The sequence below is a fragment of the Trichlorobacter lovleyi genome (assembly GCF_015239775.1).
GTDB classification, from domain to species: Bacteria; Desulfobacterota; Desulfuromonadia; order Geobacterales; family Pseudopelobacteraceae; genus Trichlorobacter; species Trichlorobacter lovleyi_B.
This window is the reverse complement of record NZ_CP058409.1, coordinates 1635623-1661069: the sequence shown is the minus strand read 5'-3', so window position 1 is coordinate 1661069 and position 25447 is coordinate 1635623. Positions and strand designations below refer to the sequence as shown.

Here is a 25447-nt window from a genome sequence, read left to right as displayed (position 1 = left end):
TTTTGCTGCATAAACAGGCACGACTGTTCACGAAAGGCTGCATGTGCGGGTTATTGCCGGAAAAGCCAGGGGGATGAGGCTGAAAGCCCCCCGCGGAACCACGACGCGTCCCACCAGTGACCGTGTCAAAGAGGCACTTTTCAGTCTGCTGGACAGTGCTGGCCGTCTGGATGGCATGCGGGTACTCGATCTGTTTGCCGGAAGCGGTTCCCTTGGCATCGAGGCGCTTTCAAGAGGCGCAGAACAGGTCACTTTTATCGAAAAAGACCGGCATGCCCTTGAGTCATTACGTCTGAATCTGGGACATACCGGTTTCAGCGATCGTGCCGAGGTGCTACCTTTTGACTGTCTGCAGGCCCTTGAACGCCTTGTGCGGCAAAAGGTCTGTTTTGACCTGATACTGCTGGACCCCCCCTACCAGGCGGGATTGCATCAAAAGGTGATTGAGCTGGTGGGGTCGGCACTGCTTGCTGCAGGCGGTCTGGTGGTTGCAGAAGCGTCAGCACGCACGCCGCTACCTGAACGGATCGGCCCCTGTAACCGCTCGGACCGACGGATCTACGGCGATACCGCCCTTGAACTCTACACCATGGAGCAACGCCATGCCCCATAGCCGCATTGCCATCTACCCCGGCTCTTTTGACCCGATTACCTATGGTCATCTTGACATCATCCAGCGCGGACTGAAGATCTTCAAACATGTGATCGTGGCTGTTGCGCGCAACTCCCAGAAAAATGCCCTGTTCAACATCGATGAGCGGGTTGACCTGATTAAAACCGTCCTGAAGGACGAACCACGGGTCTCCGTTGACACCTTTACCGGCCTTCTGATAGATTATGTAGCTTCAAAAGAAGCCCATGTCGTCATCCGGGGGTTGCGGGCCATTTCCGATTTTGAGTATGAATTCCAGATTGCCCAGATGAACAGCACCATTGGCCGCGATATTGAGACCCTGTTTATGATGACCTCGGTTCAGTACGGCTATCTCTCGTCATCAATAGTCAGAGAGGTCTGCTCACTGGGGGGCCCGGTTGACAGCTTTGTACCACCGGAAGTAAAAACTGCCATGCAGCAGAAATACGGTTTAAACCGATAATGTTTGTTTCAAACATCACCAATCAGCCTAAGGAGGCAACATGAAACTCGCAGATCGCGTTAACAAAATCCAGCCATCCCCTACCCTTGCCATCGATGCCAAGGCCAAGGCCCTTAAAGCCCAAGGGGTTGACGTAGTTGGTTTCGGGGCCGGTGAGCCCGACTTTGACACCCCTGAAAATATCCGCGAAGCCGGCAAGAAGGCTATTGACGCCGGTTTTACCCGCTACATGCCGGTTGGCGGCGCCGATGACCTGAAAGACGCCATCATCGCCAAGATGAAGCGGGATCATAATCTGGAATATACCCGTGACGAGATCTCCGTAGCCTGCGGTGCCAAGCACACCCTGTACAATATCTCCCAGGCCCTGATCCAGGAGGGTGATGAAGTTATCATCCCCGGTCCGTACTGGGTTTCCTACCCTGACCAGATCGTACTGGCCGGCGGCACACCGGTTTTCATCATGACTGACGAGTCTACCGGATTCAAGATCACCCCTGAGCAGCTTGACAAGGCGATCACCCCCAAGACCCGCTACCTGATCCTGAACTCACCCTGCAACCCGACCGGTTCCACCTACAGCAAAGAAGAACTGGCTGCGCTGGGTGAGGTACTGCTGAAGCATGAGCATGTGCTGGTTGTTGCCGATGATATCTATGAGCGCCTGATCTATGACGGCCTGAGCTTCTACAATATTGCCCAGGTGGTACCGGCCCTGAAATCACGGACCATTGTGGTCAACGGAGTTTCCAAGACCTACGCCATGACCGGCTGGCGGATCGGCTACGCCTGTGGCCCCAAAGAGCTGATGGGCGCCATGACCAAGATGCAGTCCCAGTCAACCAGTAACGCCACATCAATTGCCCAGAAGGCCGCGGTTGAGGCATTGAACGGTCCTCAGGAGCCGGTTGCCGCCATGTGCGTCGAGTTCGAGAAGCGCCGTACCTACATTGTGGAGCGGCTGAACGCCATGCCAGGTGTTTCCTGCTTCAAGTCAAACGGCGCCTTCTACGTCTTCCCCAACTTTTCAGGGGTATACGGCAAGACAACGCCGGGCGGCAAAAAGATCGAGACCTCTTCCGACTTTGCCGCTTACCTGCTGGAAGAAGCAAAAGTGGCCCTGGTTCCCGGTGTCGCCTTTGGTGATGACCGCTACGCCCGCCTTTCCTACGCCATCAGCATGGAAAACATCAAAAAGGGAATGGATCGCATTGAAGAAGCGATCAAGAACCTGAACTAGTTCATCAAAAAGGGGACGCTTCTGCGTCCCCTTTTTTTACCCGTCATGAGGCCGGCTATGATCACCAAAGATATGATTATCGGCGATATCATCAGGCAACACCCTGCCACGGTTCAGGTCTTTGCCCGCCACGGGCTGGAATGCTATGAATGCCAGATAGCCGACCTGGAAACACTTGAACATGGGGCCGGGCACCACAAGCTTGATATCGAGGCCCTACTGGAAGAACTAAACCGTACCGTCATCACTCCTGCCTGATTTACCGGAGCCGCCATGAGCGATTTTGATCAATACCTTGAGCATTTTCCTGTCGGGTTGAAGGTCAACGTCGGCATCCCGGTGCCCGGTGGCGACACGTTTCATGACTGGGCCATCATCCACTCCATTGATGAAGACCTGGTTTCTCTCCAGCTCTCCCGCGACACACTCCCTGCAGGCGTCAAGCTCTTAGTCGGCACCATCCTGGATATCCGGACCGGCAACGAGGTCTCCGGCTACTCATGCCGTGCCATCATCGTTACCGAGGGTTTCAGACGCGAAGTACTGCTGAGGCTGATCGGTGAGATCGTCTCCTCTGAGCTGCGGGAGTTCTACCGGATTGACGCCTTCCTGCCGATCAAATACTTCATCAGCAGTGAACAGAGCGAAGTAAAACTGAAGGTCGCCTGGAAAGAGAAGCGGGAGGCGCGCCTTGCAGCGGAAATGGAGCGCAGACAGCAGGAAAAAAAACCCTGGGAACGCCTTCGGAAAGCCCCTCACACCGAAGAACTCCCCTCAGAAGAACTGGGCGATGAGGGCAACTGGGAGGATAGCGGAGAAGGCCTTGAACAACCTGATCAAGGCGAAGATGACAGCAGGGATCACAGCTGGGATGATGTCATCCCACTGGCTGCAAACATCAGCGGCGGTGGTGTCCGGATGCTGTTACACCACAAATTTGAAGAGGGCACCCTGGTACCGCTTGAGATTTTTCTGCCTAGCGAACCAGAGCCACAGATAATCGATGCCGTTTGTGTTGTTGCCTTTGCCAATGAAAACTATGCTGCCAGCAAGCAGTTCAACCGCACCAGCTACAACACCGGGCTCAAGTTCAAGTTTATTGAAGAACGAGAGCGGGATGCCATTGTCAGCTACATCTCAAATGTCCAACTGAAACGTATCAGACAGATGCGGGAGCACTATCTCTTCCGCAGTGGTCCGGAAGCCCCCCAGCCTGATGTCACCCCGGAGCAACGGCTGAAGCTGTTGCTCAAAACTATCCTCACCGTTGGCATTGTTATCATTGCCCTGATCGGCCTGACGATATACTTCAAAAATTACGCAGAAAACCGGCCCAAAAATGAGATTGAACTGATCTTTGAAAAGGGATTTAGCGAATATCTCAAGAAGATCGGAAGATCCCCTTCCCAAGGTCAATAGGTTGATGGCGTTTTACTGCCAGCCCAGAACCTGATACCCCTTCTCATACAGGCAGAGCTCAACGAACCGCCTGAATACAGGAGAGTCCTCAGGGGCTTTTATGGCGCTGCTCACCAACGCGGCAGTGCCACCGGCGGCAGCACCAATCAGCCCTCCCCGCAAGGCAGATCCGGTAATGGCACCAACCACGGCACCGGTCGCACCACCGACAAGGGCCGACTTACCGGTTTTTGCAGCAACCTCCTCAGCCAGGCGCCCTTGTGTATCAGCTTCTTCAGCCAGCTTCAGGCAGCTATCAATCTCCTGACGTGCCTTTTCCGCACCTCCAGACCGATACAACTCATTGGGATAGAGTACCGGCCTTTTTGCCGCACAACCGGTACCTAACAGGATAATCATAACCATTACGGCAAGTATGTTTTTATCCATCGCCGCCTCCCATTTTGCTGTAAAAAACTCTAGCACGAAAAAAGGCCGCCCGACAATATCGGACGGCCTTTCTCTCACACTGACAAGCGGTGTTTTACTTCTTTTTCTTCTTTGCAGCCTTTTCTACCGAACGGCCGCCAACCTGCATTGGGTCGCCTTTGTAGCCCAAAGCAGCCCAGTCCATCCGCTTGGCACCCATGTGGCACTCACCGCACTGCAGTGCCTGCTCTTTCGGAGCAACCTCATGAGGAGCTGCCAACCAGGCAACTGTCTTAACAAACTGGAACTTGCCACTGTAGGGCAGGCCAAGATCCTGACCGCCATCTTTCAGCGCTTTTTCCCAATCATAGTGCTTCCAGAGAGACTCATACTGCTGGAAGGTATTCAGGTACTTGAACTTGGCATCCATCGGCTGGCTACCTTCGTAGAACTTGTAAGGATAAATCTTGGCAGTCTTGTCCTTGATGTCGCCAACCGGCTTGATCATAACCACCGGCTTGGAAGGATCCTTGATCTTATCACCAACCATATAGCGTTCCATAGAGCCGTTATACCAAGCATAAGTAGGAACATAGTTCATGTTCCACTTGAAAGTGCCTTTTTTCTTCTGGAAGGTTTCTTTATCAAATTCTTCCTTAGGTTCAATATGCTTGCCGGTATCAGACCACCACCAGCCAACTTTGGTAGCCTGACCGCGGGAAATAGTAGGAATATGGCAGGTCTGGCAAGCTACAGAAGCGGTATGCTTGTCAAGGATAACCTTGTTCTTTGACTTCTGGTGGGGGGCTTTAGCACCAGTATGACAATCAGCGCAGTTTACACGGGCATCGTAGTGAGCCATCATGCTGGAAGCGCCAGCGATCTTGTGATCCTTGGTCTTATGGCAATCCTGGCAGAGTAGACCGGCACCGCCTTTTTCCTTCTTGGCCATGTGAACATCTGCATTCTTGTCGGCAGCCAGCAAGGTTGAATCAAGCCCCGGTGACTTAACGGCATCACCACCACCACCGTAGAAGTGGCAGTAACCGCAGTTCTGCAGAGTCGGCTTACCAACTGATTTTGCTGCCTTATCCAGGTCCATGGAGCCTTTTTGAATGGCCTTCATATCAATATCGCAGCCAACAGCAGCACGCTCATAATTGCCCTTTTGGGCATGGCAGACAAGACAGTCTACACGGGTTTTATCATTATGATCAAACTTGCTACGGGTCCAACCATAACCGGCATGGCACTTGCCGCAGGATTCCATCGGTTTGGCATCCTTACCGTTAAATACCGTGGTGCAGAAGGAGTTGATCATATTAAACTTACCATACTCCTTGGTGCTCTTCTCCATCCCCTTGACATGGTTAGGAGTACCCTTCCAATTCCAGTGAGTGGTCTTCATGAAGTCTGTCGCCTGCTTGTCGTGACACTCAAGACACTGTTTAGTCACGTCCTGACCTTTTGTAAAAGGTCCTTTGACGAAGTCCGAGTGATCAACCCCGGCAAACGCCATGGATGCAACCAGAAGCAGTGCGGCTGATGCTGCAGCCACAACCGTCCGTACACCTTTCATACCCATTCCCCTTTCGTTCTTCCTGCGTATAGTGAGCCCGACACCGTGTCGAGCATGGCATATAGAACCGCTGTATAAGAACATATCTATATCTTGATGTCAACAATCTGTATACAGCGACAAAAGACCATTAAAGTCCGTTTTAACAGGCTTTTTTAGTATTTTTTAATCTAACAAGCATCCATGCGACCAGTCCAATCCCCAGCGCCAGGGTCATCAGAAAAAAGATTAACGGTGACCACTGTACCTGTACCGGCACAGTGGTCGGGTCAAAATAGGGGGCCAAGAAATTGCCTCGAACAACATCACGCATAAATGACATGACATAGACCAACGGCAGGGTCAGCCAGACAGTAGGCAGGACCAGCTGCTTGAAACCGGTTAGCAGCGTTGCCACAGCCAACAGCACACCGATTACCAGCAAGGCTGTTGCAATAGGACTTCCCCCCATAAACCGTAACATGGTTGCCTTGGGGAGAGACAGCAGAAACCAGGTTCCGACGCCAAGTTGCAACAGCGTCAACCATGTAAAAAGCTGCATACCCAGTTTCCGGCCCACCTCGGAGACTTCAGGGGTAGACTTCAACAGTGTCGTTGAATACAACGCGGTAAACAGGCCGCCCACAGCGAGCGAGCCGGTAATAATATGCAGATAGCGAGGCATCAAGGTTGGGTCAGCCAGATTCAGCAGGGTACCGCCAGGAGTGGCAAACCAGCGACTCCAGCTGGCTGGTGCGATCATCATGCTCATATTGTTGGAAAAGATAAAGCCGACTGTCAGCAACAGCGCCAACACTACCAGCAGTACGAACATGGCCAGATTACCCAGCTTTCTAAAACTGAAGTCATAGATGTAGGTCAGATAATAGGCAACGATCAGGATCGGAATCACCGCTAGCCAATACAGCCCCATTAATACGGTGCTTGAGTACAGCAGATGACCGTAAATCACGTTGACAAACAACAACGGGGCTACCCCCAGATTGACGGTAAAAGCAACGAGAAACGGCAACGCCTTGGCCAATTGATGGGAAAGCTCATGGTATGCCCGTCCTGGATACAGATGGCTGATAAAGGCCACCAGTCCGGCCCCCAGCATGGCATTCATGGCAAACAGGTGCAGGGGAAAGGTCAGCATTAGAAAAAACTGAAACCAGCCATTCGGGGCGGTTAAGGTGTCAGCAACGGGAATCAGGCTTGCCGGACTCATTGGGCACCTCCTGTGTATTTAGCCAGATAGTCAGACAGAAAATCTTTTTCAACAGCGGTTCCCGAATAATCCGGCATGGCTGGATTGAGCGCCGACAGCTTATCAAGGGCAGAACGAATCTTCTTCTTTGGCCAACCGGCCATCTTTGGCTTGATCTGATCAAGACTGTGGCAGGCTGCACAATTTTCCTCGTACAAGGTGGCCCCCTGATCCTTGACAGAAGAATCGGTGCCTGGGTTATTCAGACTGAACAGATAGCCGGCCACTGCATCTTTGTCAGGAGCAGGTGCATTATAATCCGGCATGGCGGGGTTAAGGGCCGGCAGTTTATCCAGTGCTGCACGTATCTTTGCCAGTTCCCAACCCTTCATCTTAGGTTTGATACTTTCGGCACTATGGCAGGCAGCACAGTTCTCTTCGTACAGAACAGTGCCGCGATCACCAACAGCGCCACCATCATCCGCCAATGGTTTTTTATGCAGCCCTGCAGTCAAGTAGGCAGCCAGCGCCTTCAACTCGCTCTCATTTCCCACAAAAGGTGGCATGAAGTAGCGCTTCTCATGAATGGTAGCCAGATACTTACGCATAGCACCATAGCTCATGTTTTTAGTGCGGCTGACAATATCATTGTTAAAACCACTCACACTGTGACAGGCAAAACACTGGTGCAGAAACAGCTCACGACCTGCCTCAAGCCGATTGGCTTCGGTAATTTCCTTGTGCTGTACCCATTTGGCATTTTTTAAAAAGCCTTCCTGATTGATCCGCTCCACCTCTTTTTTAAGGATACCATTGGAGTACATCACCTCATTGATGACATAAGGGCGCCGGGCTGCCTCCCGTGTCCACTCAAAAGCCCCCATGTATCCCATGGCTGCAATCATCACAATCACAATCAAACTACGGATACGAGCCTTGGGATTCAAAAGAATCAGTGTAATTAGAAGCCCCGCCAGGGCAGCCAGGGAAAAGGCACCCACAGTAGTTGCACGGGCAATGGTGGGTGAAGCACCACCGACAAGGCTGCGCGCCTTGTCGGGCAGCACCGAGATATACCACCAGCCAGCCGGTACCGACAGGATCAGCGACACCAGCGCCCAGACACCTGAATAGCGGATCATCCGGTGTCTGGCCGCTTCATCCTTCAGGAAGGTGGCGGTCAGAAAGCCATAGCAGCCGGCCAGCATAAAGCTCATAAAGCTGCGGAAAAACAGTGAAGGCCAAAAGGTGGGGTTAAAAAAGCCGGACCAGAAATTACTGTTGCTGATCCAGGTTCCGGGGGTCAGCATGAAGTCGATGATACCGTTAATCAGGAACAGACTCATCCAGGCAGCGCCGAAATAGATCCAGCCGATGGTCTGATGCGTCCGGTCGTCCATCTTGCCAAAGGCATAGAAGTAGACAAACAGGGCCACGATCTCCACCAGAAAAAAGACCCATTCTGCTGCCCAGCCAAACACAAAGGTATGGATCAGCAGCGAGGTGGCAGCGGGGTGGATCAAAGAGATCACAAACCAGATGGCAACACCGGTCAGACCGCCAAAGACCATGGTCAGCAACATAAAAAACTTTGTATGCTTTTTGACAAAGTCCATGATTGCCTGACTCTTTTCCTTGATAGCCTTACGCTCGGCCATGACCAGATAGAGCCCGCCCCCCACCGCAAAATGGGAGACAAAGACATGCACAATAGCCACCAGCGCGATCAGCAGACCGCCACCAAACGTCGGAACAAACCAGACCGGGTAATTCATGTCTGCCCACCTCCTGTGATAGCTGCCGCGATAGATGTTGCTTCAAGATCTACTGCAAGCTGATTACCGTCCGCCATCCGCTTTAATGTTCCACTACCGGCAACCAGTTCGGTATCTCCCAGCACAATGCTGTAACGGGATTTGAGCTTGTCAGCCCGCCGCATCTGGCTTTTCAGGCTTTTTCCCTCGCAATCGGTCTCCACCCAGAATCCTTGGTCCTGCAGGGCTGCCATCAGACGAAAACCTGCTGTCCGGGCGGCATCTCCCATGACGGCAATAAAGAGATCCGGCGTTTTTTCAAAACTGCGGTCGCCAAGCAATAATGCCACCCGCTCCACCCCAAGGGCAAAACCGATACCAGGTACCGCAGGCCCGCCAAGCTGTTCCACCAGGCCGTCATACCGCCCGCCGGCTGCCACCGCTGACTGAGCACCCAGCAGGCCGGTTACCAGTTCAAAGGTGGTACGGGTGTAGTAATCAAGTCCCCTGACCATACGGGGATTGAGACTGAACGGCACCTCTGCAGCTGTCAGATAATTTTGAACCATGCTGAAATGCTGATCACACTCATTGCAGAGATGTTCGACCATGGCAGGGGCACCTTGCGTGGCCTCGATACATCCCGGAACCTTGCAATCCAGAGCCCGCAAGGGGTTGGTCCCCTGGCGGCGACGACAGTCCTCACAGAGCGCTTCCTGGCGTTCTGCCAGGAAGGCCACCAGGGCTTGCCGATAGGCCGGACGGCAGGCAGGGCATCCCAATGAATTGATCTGCAGCCGCGGCTCGGTCAAGCCGAGCTCATGAAACAGACGGCTGACCATCAACAGCACCTGGGCATCAATCAGCGGGTCCGCAGCACCGGTCACCTCGGCACCGATCTGATGGAACTGACGGTAACGGCCTTTCTGGGGACGCTCGTGGCGAAACATGGGGCCCATATAGTAGAGTTTGTTGATACTATCCAGGGCATACAGTTTATGCTCGATCAATGCCCGCATCACGCTGGCGGTTCCTTCAGGCCGCAGGGTCAGACTGCTGCCCCCCTTGTCCATAAAGGTATACATCTCTTTTTCGACAATATCGGTGCTATCACCAATGGAACGGCAAAACAGCTCGGTTTTCTCAACAATCGGCACACGGATCTCGTTAAAACCGTAGCGTGCAAAGACCTGCCGTGCCGTCTGTTCAATAAACTGCCAAAGCCCTGATTCTGCAGGCAAAAGATCATTAAACCCCTTGATACCGGTTATGCTCATCGTTGCTCCTTAGAGTACTCCGCCGCCAGCCAGCGGACTGATAATACGGTAAACACAGTTCTTTCCCGAGGCCTTGCCGGCGTACATAGCCTTGTCAGCCATTGAAAGCAGTTCCTCAAGTCCCGTGGTGTCTTCCGGGTAACAGGCCAGTCCCAGACTGGCGGTCAATTGAATCTGGTAGCCTTCTTGGGAGAGAAAGCTGTGTTTTTCAATCATCCGCCGGATACGCTCACCGACGTAATGAGCCGTTTCAGCCCCGGTCTCCACAAGTATGATAGTATACTCATCGCCGCCGTAACGGATCACCACATCAACCTCACGGACCGACTTTTTCAGGAGTGCCCCCAACTCCTTGAGCAGGTTACTGCCCACCAGATGGCCATAGGTATCGTTGACCCCTTTGAAATTGTCCAGATCAAGAAACACTACCGACAACTGGGTGGAATAACGATCGGCCCGTTTGATTTCACGTTCCAGGGCAACCTTCAGGTAGCGGTAGTTGAACAGGCCGGACAACTCATCGATATACAGCAGGTCCCTGGTGGAGGTAAAACGCAGGGCATTGTCCAGGGCACGGGCAGCATGTTCTTCAAGAAAGTTGATATTGCGCTCATTCTTGATGGCTGGCACAACCTGATGAGGGTCATTCAGGAGAATCACCATGCCGGGGCAGCTGCTTCTGATGGTGAGCGGAAAGAGTATTGCCTCCCGAAGATCGGCCTGGTCAAGTTCTGCGTGCCCTGTTGGCAGCAGAATCCGGATCGGCTGCCCTTTGCGGGAAACCCGTTTGCGATAGGAGGAGGCCAGCAGCTTGTCCAGCAATGAGCCGGTTGCAGCATCAAGCCCCTTGAGCTCTTTGATAACAAACTCGCCTTCCAGTTGCACCATGCCAATGCCGCGGCTCACACCGGCCTCACGTGCCAAGGCATCAACCGCGAGGTGACAGACCCCCTCCAGATCCAGACAACTGGACAAGGTCTGGCTGGTCTGCAGGAGGCCCAGCATGTTACGCAACTCGACATTCTCATCCAGCAGACGACGTTGTTCCATACAAAGTCGTACGGCATGCAGAAGCTCGTCGGAGTTGATCGGTTTTAGCAAATAATCACGGGCACCATGTTTGAGGGAAAAGAGCGCCGACTCCAGATCAGCATTGGCAGTTACCAGGATAACATCAATCGAGGGGTCTTGAGACTTTATCTTGACCAGCAGTTCCAAACCGGAAATACCCGGCATGGTCAAATCCGTTACCACCAGGCCGAAGCGGGAACAATCCAGCTGATCAATCGCCTCTTCGCCGGAACAGGCCGTTGTGACACTGTAGCCAGCCTGCCGCAACAGGTCGGCATAGAGTTCCCTGAAAAAACGATCATCTTCGACGATCAGTATTTCATCCATCAAATGGGTTGTCGGCATCAGAGCTGGCACCTGGGACGCATGTTTATTAATTATAATTTATTATCGCAGCTGGTTGCTGGCTGTCAAAGCAAAACGTCTGATTGCGCTCACCAATCCATTTTCCGCCACAAGCGGTCCAACCGTAGAGCGCTGTCCATCGTAGAGCAGCTGAATGCTCCCCTGCTGGTCGGTACGATAGAGAGCAGCCCCCTGTTGCCTGATTCTCTCCAGCGTCTCGTCTGCCGGCAGGCCGAAACTGTTACCCGCTCCAGCTGATATCACCGCAACCTCCGGTCTGATCCGTCGCAGAAACTGCTCCCCTGTAGCAGTTTTACTGCCATGGTGTCCAACCTTGAGTACGGTTACCGGTCCAATCCCTTGCTTCAACAACGTCTCTTCAACAGCAAAACCGGCATCGCCCATCAGCAGGGCACTGAAACCAGCCTGCTGGAGCTGCAGCACCAATGAATCGTCATTATTGATCTTCCCGGGCGTTCCCCCCTGCGGTGATGCCAGGACAGAAACCAGCACCCCCTGTCCCACCTGAAGACGATCTCCCTGATGCAAAATCCGCGCAGCTGTCTTCTGGTGCGCTAACGCCTTAAGCAGACGCTGATAGTCAGCCCCTTGACCGCTGCCTTCTGTCTGCCAGTACTCCCTCACCCTGAACTGTTCCGCAACGGCAGGCAAGCCTCCCAGATGGTCAGGATGGGGGTGACTTAAGACCAGGATATCAATCTGTTTAACCTTCAGACCATGCAAGGCAGGCACCAGATATCGTTCACCGAAATCCCGGCCGGTATCCCGCAGGTAGCCGCCACCATCCACCAGCATGGTACGCCCGTCAGCCAGTTGAATCAATGTCGCATCCCCCTGCCCCACGCTCAGAAACGTCATCCTGAGCTTCCCATCCGGTACAGGAGCAGGCCAGAGGTGTACCAGCAACAGGGCAACCAGCAGCAGGCTGCCGAGATACATCCTGACCCGACGGCTGTTCACAAAGCCAAGTACCGCAAGCAAGGCAATGGTTATCACCAGATCTGTATTGCCGACACTGAAACTATGGAATACCGGAACCCGGGCAATCCACTGGACAAACATGTTGCTCAGCTGTACCAACCAGCCGGTAAACATCAGCACCAAAGCGGCACACGACGGCATGAAAAATGACAGGGGAACTGCTACTGTTGCCAGAACCGTTGCACCGTACCCGAGTAGTGGCACCACCACCAGATTAGCGGCGATTCCGGTAAATGAAACCTGATGGAATGAGGTAAGTACCGGTGCCATGGTTGCAAGCACAGCTGCCAGAGAGGCAGCCAAAAACAGTACCGGCATGCGTTGCCACTCCTGCGTTAACAGATGTTCAACAGGCGCAGTCAGGACTGGTGTCAGGACAAGCAATCCCCACAGAGACAGGAATGAAAGCTGAAACGAGAGATCAAACAGCACCCCCGGATCGTACAGCAGCAGTGTAAAGGCGGCCAAGAGAAGTGCATCCAGAAGTTCCACTTCTCGCTCACTCCAGGCTGCCAGTACCACCACCGTGACCATAAACACCGACCGTGCAGTAGCCGGTGCCCCACCGGTAAAAACCAGATACAGCAGCATAACCGGCAGCGTTGACAACAAGACAGCTCTGCGGAGATCCAGCTGCAGGGCTAACCATTCCCACCGCAGCATCAGCCACCTCAGTACGATGACCCAGACCGCAGTCACCACCCCGACATGGAAACCGGAAACGGATAGTATGTGGGTAACACCAGCCCGCGTGTAGGCAGCAGCCAGATCTGATGGCACCTCCTGCTGATTACCGGTTGCCAGGGCAAGTACGACGCCACGCTGAGCAGCGTCAGGCAGAGACTGCCGGATAAACTCCTGACTACGCAGGGCCAGACTGTCTATGCTACGCCGCCATGACGGTCTGGCAGCCCCACGCATCAGGACAACCGATTCGGCATCAGCTATCCAGGCCGTTGCGTCGATGCCGCGCAATGCCAGATACCGGCCGTAATCAAATTCGCCGGGCAATCCGAGCAGCCGTGGAATCCTGATCTTTACCGGACAACGAATCCGGTCACCGGTCAGCCAGTTTCCACGCCCCTTTGCAATGGTTAGCAACAGAGAGCCGCTCGTGACCGTCTCTGTGCTATCGGTAAAGACCCGCTCAACCTGCAGCTCTATCCGTTCTCCTTCAGGCAGGATGGTTGGACGTCGCACGACTATCCCCTCAACCATCAGCTGCTTGCCCTCGTACCCGGCGATTCCTGTCCTGACATTCCTGCTGTCCAGCCTGGGAGCCAGGGCAGCCATCCCCCAGCTCATCCAGAACAGTGCCAGCAGACAGCTAAACAGCGTCTGCCCCCTGCGCGGCAGCGCAAAAACAAGTAAAAGCAATAAGACCACGGGAATCAATTTGGAAAAAGGAATAACCAACAGATACTCGGCCAGGCTGCCGGCAGCAAGAAAGACAAGCGGGATTACGAGCGGACGTTCAGGAATCATCAGTAAACACCATAATTAGGAAACAGTGTTATGTTAAGAATAACAAACATTTTTGTGGCACAGAGCTTGACAGGAGCAATTCATTAGCTACAATACCCTGCGTTGCCTGACATCTGCTGTCGGGACTGCTGCTAAATGAGGCACTTCGCAGGGGACTCCCCTGCCACTCCACATCGAGGGATCCCCATTATGTTTCTGCTGCCAAAAGGAAACCCGCTGGCCGAGAATGTCCCGATCTCAAAGTTGCAACTCCCTGAAGCATTGGAAAAGCTTAAAAACGGCAAACTGACCGGGTGTGCCATGTTTGACTTTCCAGCCGCTGACTGCGCCTTGGTGTATGACGAAGGCAAGCTGGTAACGGCCATTGTGCACCGCGAGAACAAAGAGATCAAGGAACAAGCAGCCCTGCAAGCACTGGTGGAGTTGATGCTGCTTGCCTCCAGCGGCACCTTCAGTGTGTATGCGCTCTCCAAGGACATCACCCTGGCGGTGATGGCATTAGCTGGTGGACAGGCTACCATTGACAGCCAGGAAATCAAGCTGATCGATTTTAAGGCGTTACTTGACCGGATCAAGACAGAACAAATGACTGCCACGCTCAAAATTTATACTCCTGAACGGGCCGGTCTGATCTTTTATCGCAGTGGTGCAACGGTCGGCTTCTTCCATGATGCCTCAAGTGCTATTGAAACCTCAGCTGGCGAGGTTCAACAGATTGCAGGCCTGCCTGGGGCCCGTGTTGATCTGCGGGTTCTTGCCGAAAATGACGGTTTTGTGCTTGATCTGGCTGGATTGGTTGATATCCGTTCACTCTGGGAAGCATCATCAGGTAACATCTTTGCCACCACTCCGGTATCATCTACACCGGTTTCAGAGCCAGCGGCCATTGCCTCCAAAATTACCGCTGCCGACCTTGAAACTGCAATCATAGACCTGGCCAACCAGTACATCGGCAAACTCGGGCGGACACTGGCAGAAAAGGAATTAATGAACATCGGTGGAGCTTCTACACTCACTGATCCGGATAAGCTGCAGGAACTGCTTGCCGCAATAGAAAAAGGTTCAAAAATGCTGGCCAGCGCCAATAAGATTAAAGAGATGAAAGAAGCCATCTCAAACCAGGCAGCACAACTCTAATTTAATTCCGCCCAGCGCAGATTTCGAGGAGGCGTTATGGATTTAACAGGTTTTTTTCAGGCTTTAACATCGATTTTCCCCTTTTTACCCAAGATTTATAACAATGTAGTTATTGATTTTACCAGTCTTCTGCTGGTTTTCTTCTGGTTTGTGGCGGCAGCATTCAGCTTTTATTTCAGCCTCAACAACGCCCGAATCTGGACAAGCATCTCAATCGGTTTCTTCCTGCTCTTCTGGAGCCAGTCATACCAGCTGAACCCATGGAATGAAACATTTACCATCATGATTGCCATCCATTACATGATCGGTACTATTGCAATTCTGGTTATCAGCCTTGGCATTCAGGAATACTACGTTTTCACGCGAACACTTGAAATAACAGGTTCCAAAAAGACCATCTATATCGGTACGGTCCTGATTATCGCATTTGCAATTCTGGTTATCAGTCTGAACCCGAAACCGTCCCTCTACGTGCTGCGTAACTACCGGATGATGAACAACACCGTCTGGTTCTACCTCTGCATCATAAACATTTACACCATCTTCAAGATTTACAAGGAAATGAAGGACTCTCCAATTGCAAACGGTATCCTCTCCTTCGGCCTGGTCTTTATCTGCGCGCTGATCTGGAAAGGTGCCGGTCTTTACCTTATGATGTATCAGTGGGATAAACCCTGGCTTGACATCATCGAGTTTGATGGCATCTCAACCGACATCGCCATGCACCAAGGCAAGGTGGATATTGCCAAGTCGCTCTTCAATATCTTCAACTTCCTGACCAGTTTCTCGGTTGCCGGCACCTTTGCCTACCTGTTCAAATTGTTGCGCTAAACAGCTAAAAATACGTATAGCGGTATACAAAGAGGGGAGGACCACAACGGTTCTCCCCTCTTCATTTCATCCCCTACAATAATGTATCAGCAGCCTATTCGAACAACTCCTTACGGCGCTTTGCAAGATAACGCTTGATATCACAGGCAGTATCAAAGGCCAGCACCTTGCGGGCCATGGCCTGGCACAATCGCAATGAGTGTGAGCGCAGGGCCTGCTTAACCAACGGAATACTGGGGGCAGACAGACTAAATTCACGGATACCCATCCCCACCAGCAGCAGGGCGTTCAGTGGATCAGCCGCCATCTCACCACAGACTGACACCTTTTTTCCCATCTGCTGTCCAACGTCAGCAACCCGCTTGATGGCATGCAGCACTGCCGGGTGATACGGCTCATAATACTGCTTAACCTTGGCATTGTTACGGTCCGCTGCAAGCAGATACTGGATCAGGTCATTGGTCCCAATACTCAGGTAATCCACCTCTGCTGCCAAGCGGTCAATGATTTGTACCGCCGCCGGCACCTCCACCATGATCCCCATTGGGAGTCCGGCAGAAACATCATGCCCCTGTTGACCTAGTTCAGCAACCACCATATTCATAATCGACCTGATCCTGCGCACCTCATCAAGGCAGCTGATTAAAGGAAACATAATCGTTGCCTGACCAGCAGGGGCAGCCAGTAGGATACCTGCCAATTGCTCACGAAAGATCTCTTCTTCATCCAGCGAAACACGAATCGAGCGCCAGCCTAGAAACGGATTATCTTCATGGGGGTAGCTGAAATAAGGCAGCCCCTTATCACCACCGATATCAAGGGTACGGATATTAACCGGCTGCCCCGGAAACCCTTCCAGAATTTTACGATAGAGCGACGCCTGTTCTTCACGGTTGGGAAAGGTAGTGCGGGCCATGTAAGGAAACTCGGTCCGGTACAACCCGACCCCCTCGGCACCATTGGCAACGGCGGTCCTGACATCAGACACAAGACCAATATTAGCCCGCAGCAAAACCCGCATGCCATCGGTGGTTACTGCCGGCAAGTCCCGGAGCGGCTCAAGTTCTTTTAAACGGGTGGTATACTCCTTTTCAAGCCTCAGATACTCTTCACGAATCTGTTTTTCAGGGTTCAGGTAAATATGACCGGAAGTACCGTCAACGATCACCTGGTCTTTGACATTGGCGGCATGGAGCAACCCCTTTACCCCGACAACGGCGGGGATACCCAGGGATTTTGCCATAATGGCAGCATGGGAATAGATATTGCCTTTTTCCGTCACAATTCCCAGGATTTTATCATGATCCAGCATGGCCATGTCGGAGGGAAAGATATCCTCCGCAACGATGACCCGTTTTTCCTTCAATTTCACTCCGTCGTTCTCATTTCCTTCCAGAACATCAATGATCCTGCGGCCGATATCCTCCATATCAGCGGAACGTTCCCGGAGGTAAGGATCCTCCATGGCCGAAAAAACCTCGATATAGCCTTGGACAACCTCGTGTACCGCCCTGGTGGCACCGACCCCCTGATCAATCAGGTCACTTATCTTATTAAGGAAGCCCCGGTCTTCAAGGATCATCAGATGGGTGTGAAAGATTGAGGCATCATCCTCTGACAACAGTTCGCTGACACGTTTTTCCATATAGATTGTCTGGATAGTTACTTTTTCCAGCGCTATCCTGAATTTATGCAGTTCTTCCTCAACAGAGCCGACTTTGGCAACCTTGATCACCTTGTCGCTGAAACGGTCAAGAATATAGACCTTACCATGACTGAACCCGGGGGACACGGCAGTCCCTCCCAATGCACGGGTTTTTGATTTTGTTTCCGGCTGTTCTCGACCACCGTCACTCGGGCGGTGCGTCTTGAGGCGGGCCAGTTCCTGCTCATAATAGGCCCGTTCCTGCTCTTTACTCTGGATGGAATCCAGCAGCTTGGCATTCAGAACAATGCTGCTGATCTGAAAGGTAATGGTCCTGAGAATACTGATCTCAACCTCAGTAAAACTGCGGGCAGCAACCGTCTGGACCACAATGACACCGATTGGTGTCTTGCGTTCAAACAAAGGCAGTCCAAGGAAGGAGAGGTAGCGTTCCTCCTTGGAATGTTTAAAGTATTTATAGCGCGGATGCGCAGGGGCATTATCAGTGGTTACCATATCCCTGGTCTGCACCACCAATCCGGAAAGACCTTCCGATGTCTTCATCATGATCTTTCCAACAGCAGTTTTTGAAAGCCCTTTGGTCGCTTTCAGTACCAGCGTTTCACCATCATCCTCCAGCAGATAGATTGAGCAGACCTCGCTCCCCATCCGCTTGGCAACAATGGTAACAATATTATCCAAGGTCTCCTGCAGATCATGGGAATGCAAGATGATACTGCTGATATCTTCCAAGGTTCTCAGACCAAGAAAATGTTGTGATTGTTCACGCTGCATGGAATGCCCCGTAATGCCGAAGAATGTTTACAGTATAGGGCAAAGTTTCCCCATTGCAAGCAGTACTGCTGAAATTTTGCTGAAAAAGTAATCTGATTTGTATATGGTGATGCAGATTTTGGAATGGAGGGAAAACGACATGACAACAGAAAAACTGCATGAAGAATTGACCAAGGCAATTGACTTGCTTGATGCTGGCGATCCTGCTACAGCCTTGCAATTACTTGACAAGTATATCGGGCACACACCAACGGACCCTAACGCCCACTTCTACCGCGGAGACACTCTGGCAGAGCTGGGACGGCTTGATGAGGCCATACAGGCCTATCGCAGCGGCACCGACATCGTTGCCGATGATCCTGATGCCCTTACCACGCTCGGAGATCTGCTGTTCGAAGCAGGTCGTCATCAGGAGGCCCTGGCACAGTACCGGGCGGTCCTGCTGATTGATCCCAAGGATGCCGATGCCCTGGTCAGTATCGGACTTGTCCACAACGCCCTTGACCAAACTGAGGAAGCCATGACAGCCTTCAGACAGGCGATTGAACATGAGCCGGACAACACCTTTGCCTGGAATGCACTGGGGGATCTGTACTACGGCAGCGGAGATCACAAGGCAGCCATTGATGCCTACCAGAAAGGGATTGAGCTTGACCCGACGGACCCGGCCGCCTACCACAACCTGGGAGAACTCTACTATGACCTCGAAGAGTATGACCCGGCAGAGGAAAACTGCAAAAAAGCGGTCAAACTTGCACCTGATTTCAGTATGGCCTACCTGACCCTGGGGGGAATCTGTATGGATCAGGAACGGATGAAAGATGCACTAACGTATTATCGCCTGTATCTTAAATATGAGACGTCACCCCAGGCAGCGGATATGCTGGCCGAAGTAAGGGCCGTCGTAGAAGGATTGCAGGAAGAATTGAAAGAGTAAAAGCTAACGAATGAAGGGTGAGATAAAACTCTCACCCTTCATTCGTTTCTGGCTACTTCCTTACAAAGTCGGACTTTGCAAAAGAATACTCAAACTGCATATGGTCAGTATAGGTGCCGTTTAGAATCGCCACGACATCCTCAGTAAAGACCAGTTCTTCATCGGTAGGAATGACATAGACCTTGACCGGTGAATCATCGGTGGTAATCAATGATTCCCGCTTGCGGGTCATGGCACCGGCATTGCGCTCCCGGTCAAGATGGATGCCGATATGCTCAAGCCCTTCAATCGCCTTCTCCCGGATAGCTGCCCCCATCTCCCCCACACCAGCGGTAAAGACAACCGCATCCAGCTTGCCGATGGCTGCCATAAAGGCGCCAATATACTTCTTCAAACGGTATGCCTCAATATCCAGCGCCAATTGACAGCGATGATCCCCTTTGGCGGCATGCTCAATCACATCGCGACGGTCGGTATAGCGACCGGTAATCCCCAGGATGCCACTTTTCTTGTTCAGGACGCTGTCAATTTCCTTGGCGGAAAGATTTTCTTTCTGCATCATGAAGGCAGGAATGGCAGGATCAATATCACCACTGCGTGTGCCCATGACCGCACCTTCCAAAGGTGTCAGCCCCATGGTCGTATCAACTGACATACCGCCCTTAATGGCACAGTGAGAAACACCGTTTCCAATATGCATGGTAATGATATTACACTGTTCCGCAGGTTTTCCTAACAGTATGGCAGCTCGCTTGGAGACATACAGGTGGGAAGTGCCATGAAAGCCATAGCGGCGAACACCGTGGTTTTCGTACCAGTCATAGGGTACGGGGTACAGAAAAGCATGCTCCGGCATGGTTTGATGGAAGGCTGTATCAAAAATAGCAACATGGGGAATAGCAGGCATCAGCGCACGGGCGGCTTCAATACCTTCAATATTGGGCGGATTATGAAGCGGGGCCAGATGTTGTACATCCTTGACGGCATTGAGGACATCATCATCAATCCGGACTGAACAGGTAAACTTCTCACCACCATGCACCACCCGGTGACCAACCGCAGAGATTTCGGCAACACTCTGCAGCACACCGCACTCACGATCGGTAACCGTACGGATGACCAGGTCAATGGCAGCCTTGTGATCCGGGCAGTCCTGCTCAAGCTTGTAGTTTTCTCTACCCGGGACTTCATGTACGATATAGGAGTCACCAACAATAACCCGCTCAACCATCCCCTTGGCAACAACCACCTTTTTATCCCAGTCAAACAACTGGTATTTTACAGACGAGCTACCGCAGTTCAGTGCCATGATAATCATACAAACTCCTCCTGAATGAACATAAATCAAGATATTATTTTTAATAAAAAAACATTAGTGAGATTAAACCATTTACACAATAATAAAACTGCATTTGATATATCATGCTGATCGAGCAAAATTCAACCAATTTATGAAACAGCCCAATGAAATCCCGTATACAGTTTTGCTGGACATTTTACCGGTGCTGTGGTAACACGTTCACGCCTTTGCAGAAAGGACAACTAATTTTCAACTATTTTTAGGAGGTGGTACCATGGCACACACTATTACTGACGATTGCACCAACTGCGCAGCATGTGAAGACTCCTGCCCCGTAAATGCAATTAGCGAGCAAGGCAGCAAGCGCGCTATCGACGCAGACACCTGCATTGACTGCGGCGCCTGTGTAGACACCTGCCCTGTCAACGCAATCCACGCTTAGTAGTAACGTATCTCGATTAAACAGAAAAGGCCCGGATTATTCCGGGCCTTTTCTTGTTTATAGTGCATGGCAACAGAACCAGGCTTCAGCGGCAGTACCGCTCCTTCTCACTGTAGACGCAACCGCAGTACTGCTGGCGGTACAGCCCCAACTCCTTGGAACGCCGAATCCCCTCCTGCCAACCGGGTCTGAAGTCACGGTAGAGAAAGTGGACACCATGGCGTGCTGCTGACTCTTCAGCCTTCTGGCGCATCAATTCATGATTCTGATATCGGCTGTAAAACAGTGATGAGGTAAAGGCATCAAAACCTGTATCATGTGCCGCTGCTGCAACAGCATCCAGCCGTGAGGCATAACAGTAGCCGCAGCGTGAATCCGGTTCAGCAGCCACATTGGCAAGAAACTCCTCCAGGCGGTACTCGTCGCGCACCACCAGCTGCATTCCTTCCAGATCAGCCATCTGCTGTGCAGCATCACGTCGCCGGGCATATTCCTGATAGGGATGAATATTGTGGTTAAAGAAAAAACCGGTGACCTCCATCCCTTCAGCACGCAGGCTGGTCAGCGGATACAGCGCGCAGGGGCCACAACAGGTGTGCAAAAGGACGCGCATCAGACTTTTTCCAGCAGATGGCCCAGTTTATCGCGTTTGGTTCTGAGGTACCCTTTGTTTGAACAGGTGGGGTTTGCTTCAATCGGCACCCTGTCCACGATCTGGATGCCATACCCCTGCAGGCCCACCAGCTTACGGGGGTTGTTGGTCAGAATTCTGATTTTACGGATGCCCAAAGCCAGTAAAATCTGGGCGCCGACCCCATAATCACGCATATCAGCCTTAAAACCGAGCTGTTGATTGGCTTCAACCGTATCCATTCCCTGATCCTGCAGCTCGTACGCCTTCAGCTTGTTGATCAGACCGATCCCCCGCCCTTCCTGACGCATATAGAGGATCACCCCTCGCCCTTCCTTATCAATCGCCTCCATGGCCTTGTGCAGTTGATCACCGCAGTCACAACGCTGGGACCCCATCACATCTCCGGTCAGGCATTCGGAATGCACCCGCACCAATACCGGCTGATCGCCGGAGAGGTCTCCCTTGACCAGGGCAATATGATCAAGCTTGTCCACATCATTTTCAAAGGCCACCACCCGCCAATCACCGCCATAACGGGACGGCAGTTTGGCGTCGGCAACAGGCCGGACAAGTTGCTCATGCTTCAGACGATAGGCCACCAGATCAGCCACCGTGCAGATCTTCAGACCATGCTGTTTGGCAAACTTCCGCAACTCCGGCATACGGGACATACTGCCGTCATCATTCATGATCTCGCAGATCACGCCAGCCGGAGTCAGCCCTGCCAACCGCGCCAGATCAACCGATCCCTCGGTCTGGCCGGTACGCACCAGCACCCCGCCCGGCTTGGCACGCAGAGGGAAGATATGACCGGGACTGACCAGATCAGCTGCCGAGGCGTTGGGGGCAACAGCCGTCAGAATGGTGTGGGAACGGTCTGCGGCAGAAATACCGGTGGTAACGCCGCGCTTGGCCTCGATTGAAACCGTAAAGGCGGTTTCAAAGGGTGAGGTATTATCCCGTACCATCGGCTTCAGTCCCAGAGCATCGCATTTTTGCGGGGTTAGAGTCAGACAGATCAGGCCCCGGCCATATTTTGCCATGAAGTTGATCGCCTCCGGGGTTGCCATCTCGGCAGCCATGGTCAGATCGCCTTCGTTCTCCCTATCCTCATCATCCACCAGGATGACCATCTTGCCCTGACGGATATCTTCAATCGCCTCTTCAATCGTACATACACCCATCGCTCTGTCTTCCTCTCTCAGATAAAACCGTTCTGCATCAGTTTTTCCATGGTCAGCCCACCCGTACCGGCATGGGGACCAACCAGCCTTGCCACATATTTACCGATAACATCGGTCTCAATGTTCACTTGCTTGCCAGGCCCGACAGCCGCCAGGGTAGTCTTCTCCAGGGTATGGGGAATGATCGAGACCGAAAAACCGCTGTCAGTTACCCCGTTGACCGTCAGGCTGATACCATCAATTGCCACCGACCCCTTTTCAACCAGCATCCTGGCCTGTTCACGTGGCAGGCTGAACCCCAGAACAACGGCATTGCCCTGACTCGTCCTGCTTTCAAGCCGTCCGACACAGTCAATATGCCCGGTTACCAGATGTCCATCCAGACGTCCACCCAACCGCAGGGCCCGTTCCAGATTGACCGGGCTACCCGGCTGCAGGGTGGCAAAGGTGGTCCGGGTCACCGTTTCAGGCGACACATCAAAACTGAAGTGATCCCCCTGCATGGCGACAACCGTCAGACAGGCGCCGTTTACGGCAATCGAATCACCGAGACAGATCTCACTGACCGGCAACGGAGCGGAAACCTCCAGCACGGCATGTTCACCGCCGCGACGCAGGGCAACCACACGTCCGGTACACTCGATCAGACCGGTGAACATACACCCACCGGTCTGGCATACACCACCACGTCGGGACCGGACATGCCAACCCGCTGCACCTCTAGTTGAATAGCCTCATCCATTGTGCTGATTCCTTGTATGGCAAAGGGGGCAAAACCGTTTCCCACCACCTTTGGAGCATAGAAAAAGATACATTCATCAATCAGATTATGCTGCAGCAGATCACCTGCCAGACGGCTACCACCTTCCACCAGGATGCTCTGCACCCCCCTGATGTTCAGTTTATGCAGCAGATCAGCCATTTCAACCCGGCCGTCGTATTCCCGGCAGACCAGTATATCCGCCCCCTGCGACAAATAACGTTGATGGATTTCAGGATTTGTTTCACAGGTGGCAATCACGGTTTTACTGGCATAAGTGCCATTCAGCACATTGACGCTTTCAGGAGTACGCAAACGGGTGTCCACAATCACCCGCAGCGGATCTCGTCCCCTGACATGCCGGACCGTCAATTGCGGGTTGTCTGCAATCACCGTATCCACGCCCACCATGACAGCATCACAGTGAGAACGCAGGCGGTGTACCAGGCGACGGGACTCCTCACCGGTGACCCAACGGGAATGCCCGGTAACGGTGGCGATATTGCCGTCCATGGTCATGGCAGTCTTATAGAGCAGATACGGCATGCCGGTGGTGACAGACTTGATAAACCCCTTGTTCAGCTCCTTGCACTGCTGCTCCAGCAACCCCACCTCAACCCGGATACCGGCCTGACGCAGTGTTTGCAACCCTCTGCCGGCCACCTGCAGAAAGGGATCAACCATGCCGGCCACCACCCGCCGCACCCCTGCAGCAATCAACGCATCGCAACAGGGTGGGGTCTTGCCATGATGGCAGCAGGGCTCAAGCGTCACATAGACATCAGCCCCTTTGGCTGCAGCACCGGCCATGGCCAGGGCGTGCACCTCGGCATGGGGGGTACCGGCCTTCTTATGCCACCCCTCCCCCACAATCACCCCGTCGCGCACAATCACACAGCCTACAGCCGGATTGGGAGCAGTCCTGCCCAACCCTTTCCGGGCAAGGGAAAGCGCCCGTTTCATGTATGCAATGTCTGATTTTGACATTCCGCCCCCCTACTTTTTCAGCAGGTCCTGCAGTTCAACCATAAATTCGTTGATGTCCTTAAAAGAACGATAGACCGAGGCAAAACGGACATAGGCGACCTGATCGACGGCATGCAGCTCGTTCATAATCCACTCGCCGATCCGCGATGCCGGTACTTCCCGCTCACCACATTCCTGCAGGCGGGTCTCCAGCCTGTCAGCCATACGTTCGATATCCTCAACGGAAACCGGACGTTTTTCACAGGCCTTCTTGATGCCGGAGATCACCTTCATCCGGTCAAAATGTTCCCGCCGTCCATCCTTCTTGCAGACCAGGGGCAGCATCTCCTCTACCCGTTCATAGGTGGTAAAACGCTTGGCACACTCCTCACATTCGCGACGGCGGCGGATAACCGCCCCGCCTTTATCAGGCCGCGAATCAACGACTTTACTGTCTGGATGGCCGCAGAACGGACACTTCATGGGGTTCCTCCTCCTGGTGTGCCACGTTCAAAATGGACTACCTCAATCCCGCTCTCCTGCACCATTTCACGGGCCAGCTCATCAGCATACCCCTCGGCATAGACGATCCGCTTGATACCGGCATTAATCAGCATCTTGGTGCAGATAATACAGGGCATGGTGGTGCAGTACAGGGTGGAGCCGTCAATATTGACGCCATGCCGGGCTGCCTGAATAATGGCGTTCTGCTCGGCATGCAGGCCACGGCACAGCTCATGGCGTTCACCTGAGGGCACCTTCAGCCGTTCCCGCAGACAACCGGTTTCCTCGCAATGCCGGATACCGGACGGTGTACCGTTGTAGCCGGTGGCCAGAATATTACGATCTTTGACCAACAGGGCCCCCACCTGACGCCGCAGGCACGTTGCGCGGGTTGCCACCAAAAGGGTGATATCAATAAAATACTGGTCCCAGCTAGGACGGGCCAT

At 52.9% G+C, this 25447-nt stretch carries 24 protein-coding genes; 9 read left to right on the top strand and 15 right to left on the bottom strand.

The window, feature by feature from the left end:
- Nucleotides 1-43 precede the first annotated feature (43 nt).
- From rsmD to FY034_RS07650, 5 genes are read left to right on the top strand one after another with little or no spacing between them, the layout of a single operon-like run.
- Nucleotides 44-613, top strand: a complete 570-nt coding sequence (rsmD, locus tag FY034_RS07670; RefSeq protein ID WP_265554912.1) for a 16S rRNA (guanine(966)-N(2))-methyltransferase RsmD — start codon at nt 44-46, stop codon at nt 611-613.
- Nucleotides 603-1097, top strand: a complete 495-nt coding sequence (gene coaD, locus FY034_RS07665; protein WP_265554910.1) for a pantetheine-phosphate adenylyltransferase — start codon at nt 603-605, stop codon at nt 1095-1097. The genes rsmD and coaD overlap by 11 nt, the downstream gene beginning before the upstream one ends.
- 40 nt (nt 1098-1137) lie before the next feature.
- Nucleotides 1138-2337 (top strand): pyridoxal phosphate-dependent aminotransferase, encoded by a 1200-nt coding sequence (locus FY034_RS07660; RefSeq protein WP_265554908.1) that lies wholly within the window; start codon nt 1138-1140, stop codon nt 2335-2337.
- 57 nt (nt 2338-2394) lie between these two features.
- Nucleotides 2395-2595 (top strand): DUF1858 domain-containing protein, encoded by a 201-nt coding sequence (locus FY034_RS07655; protein WP_012469823.1) that lies wholly within the window; start codon nt 2395-2397, stop codon nt 2593-2595.
- 15 nt (nt 2596-2610) lie between these two features.
- Complete coding sequence (locus tag FY034_RS07650; RefSeq protein WP_265554907.1) at nt 2611-3756, top strand: PilZ-like domain-containing protein; 1146 nt, start codon at nt 2611-2613, stop codon at nt 3754-3756.
- Nucleotides 3757-3768: 12 nt separating this feature from the next.
- Here the strand turns inward: FY034_RS07650 and FY034_RS07645 are convergent, their stop codons facing one another.
- From FY034_RS07645 to FY034_RS07615, 7 genes are all read right to left on the bottom strand, one after another.
- Entirely contained in the window at nt 3769-4185 is a 417-nt protein-coding gene (locus tag FY034_RS07645) for a hypothetical protein (protein WP_265554906.1), read from the bottom strand.
- Nucleotides 4186-4279: 94 nt separating this feature from the next.
- The gene (locus tag FY034_RS07640; RefSeq protein WP_265554904.1) at nt 4280-5743 is read right to left on the bottom strand and encodes a tetrathionate reductase family octaheme c-type cytochrome; all 1464 of its coding nucleotides are present in this window, start codon (nt 5741-5743) and stop codon (nt 4280-4282) included.
- Nucleotides 5744-5885: 142 nt separating this feature from the next.
- Nucleotides 5886-6953, bottom strand: a complete 1068-nt coding sequence (locus tag FY034_RS07635) for a hypothetical protein (protein ID WP_265554902.1) — start codon at nt 6951-6953, stop codon at nt 5886-5888.
- Nucleotides 6950-8707 carry a c-type cytochrome gene (locus FY034_RS07630; protein WP_265554900.1) on the bottom strand — a complete coding sequence of 586 codons (1758 nt, stop codon included), beginning with the start codon at nt 8705-8707 and terminating at the stop codon, nt 6950-6952. The genes FY034_RS07635 and FY034_RS07630 overlap by 4 nt, the downstream gene beginning before the upstream one ends.
- Nucleotides 8704-9963, bottom strand: a complete 1260-nt coding sequence (hisS, locus tag FY034_RS07625) for a histidine--tRNA ligase (protein WP_265554898.1) — start codon at nt 9961-9963, stop codon at nt 8704-8706. The genes FY034_RS07630 and hisS overlap by 4 nt, the downstream gene beginning before the upstream one ends.
- 9 nt (nt 9964-9972) lie before the next feature.
- Nucleotides 9973-11379, bottom strand: a complete 1407-nt coding sequence (locus FY034_RS07620) for a diguanylate cyclase (RefSeq protein ID WP_265554896.1) — start codon at nt 11377-11379, stop codon at nt 9973-9975.
- 42 nt (nt 11380-11421) lie between these two features.
- On the bottom strand, nt 11422-13866 hold the full coding sequence (locus FY034_RS07615) for a DNA internalization-related competence protein ComEC/Rec2 (protein WP_265554894.1): 2445 nt from the start codon (nt 13864-13866) through the stop codon (nt 11422-11424).
- Nucleotides 13867-14055: 189 nt separating this feature from the next.
- Here FY034_RS07615 and FY034_RS07610 point away from each other — a divergent pair, with 189 nt between their 5' ends.
- Both FY034_RS07610 and FY034_RS07605 read left to right on the top strand, forming a co-directional pair.
- On the top strand, nt 14056-15003 hold the full coding sequence (locus FY034_RS07610) for a GTPase-activating protein (RefSeq protein ID WP_265554892.1): 948 nt from the start codon (nt 14056-14058) through the stop codon (nt 15001-15003).
- A 36-nt stretch (nt 15004-15039) separates the two neighbouring features.
- Entirely contained in the window at nt 15040-15834 is a 795-nt protein-coding gene (locus FY034_RS07605; RefSeq protein ID WP_265554891.1) for a hypothetical protein, read from the top strand.
- A gap of 94 nt (nt 15835-15928) precedes the next feature.
- Here the strand turns inward: FY034_RS07605 and ptsP are convergent, their stop codons facing one another.
- Nucleotides 15929-18274, bottom strand: coding sequence for a phosphoenolpyruvate--protein phosphotransferase (gene ptsP / locus FY034_RS07600; RefSeq protein WP_265554890.1), 2346 nt, complete (start codon nt 18272-18274; stop codon nt 15929-15931).
- Between the two features lie 139 nt (nt 18275-18413).
- Between ptsP and FY034_RS07595 the strand changes: the two genes are divergently transcribed.
- A complete protein-coding gene (locus tag FY034_RS07595) occupies nt 18414-19211 on the top strand; it encodes a tetratricopeptide repeat protein (protein WP_265554889.1) in 798 nt (265 codons plus the stop codon).
- 52 nt (nt 19212-19263) lie between these two features.
- On the opposite strand, the gene FY034_RS07590 is transcribed toward FY034_RS07595, so the two are convergent.
- Nucleotides 19264-20529 (bottom strand): acetate kinase, encoded by a 1266-nt coding sequence (locus tag FY034_RS07590; RefSeq protein ID WP_265554888.1) that lies wholly within the window; start codon nt 20527-20529, stop codon nt 19264-19266.
- Between the two features lie 256 nt (nt 20530-20785).
- Here FY034_RS07590 and FY034_RS07585 point away from each other — a divergent pair, with 256 nt between their 5' ends.
- Entirely contained in the window at nt 20786-20953 is a 168-nt protein-coding gene (locus FY034_RS07585; RefSeq protein WP_265554886.1) for a DUF362 domain-containing protein, read from the top strand.
- Between the two features lie 85 nt (nt 20954-21038).
- Here FY034_RS07585 and FY034_RS07580 read toward each other — a convergent pair whose 3' ends face one another.
- The 6 genes from FY034_RS07580 to FY034_RS07555 are packed head-to-tail and all read right to left on the bottom strand — an operon-like array spanning nt 21039 to nt 25447.
- Nucleotides 21039-21566, bottom strand: coding sequence for an epoxyqueuosine reductase QueH (locus FY034_RS07580; RefSeq protein WP_265554884.1), 528 nt, complete (start codon nt 21564-21566; stop codon nt 21039-21041).
- Nucleotides 21566-22771 (bottom strand): bifunctional 3,4-dihydroxy-2-butanone-4-phosphate synthase/GTP cyclohydrolase II, encoded by a 1206-nt coding sequence (locus FY034_RS07575; protein ID WP_265554882.1) that lies wholly within the window; start codon nt 22769-22771, stop codon nt 21566-21568. The genes FY034_RS07580 and FY034_RS07575 overlap by 1 nt, the downstream gene beginning before the upstream one ends.
- Nucleotides 22772-22788: 17 nt before the next feature.
- Complete coding sequence (locus tag FY034_RS07570; RefSeq protein ID WP_265554881.1) at nt 22789-23430, bottom strand: riboflavin synthase; 642 nt, start codon at nt 23428-23430, stop codon at nt 22789-22791.
- Complete coding sequence (ribD, locus tag FY034_RS07565; protein WP_265554880.1) at nt 23415-24518, bottom strand: bifunctional diaminohydroxyphosphoribosylaminopyrimidine deaminase/5-amino-6-(5-phosphoribosylamino)uracil reductase RibD; 1104 nt, start codon at nt 24516-24518, stop codon at nt 23415-23417. Before ribD ends, FY034_RS07570 begins: the two co-directional genes overlap by 16 nt.
- Nucleotides 24519-24527: 9 nt before the next feature.
- On the bottom strand, nt 24528-24980 hold the full coding sequence (gene nrdR / locus FY034_RS07560) for a transcriptional regulator NrdR (protein WP_265554878.1): 453 nt from the start codon (nt 24978-24980) through the stop codon (nt 24528-24530).
- Nucleotides 24977-25447 carry a deoxycytidylate deaminase gene (locus FY034_RS07555; RefSeq protein WP_265554876.1) on the bottom strand — a complete coding sequence of 157 codons (471 nt, stop codon included), beginning with the start codon at nt 25445-25447 and terminating at the stop codon, nt 24977-24979. The genes nrdR and FY034_RS07555 overlap by 4 nt, the downstream gene beginning before the upstream one ends.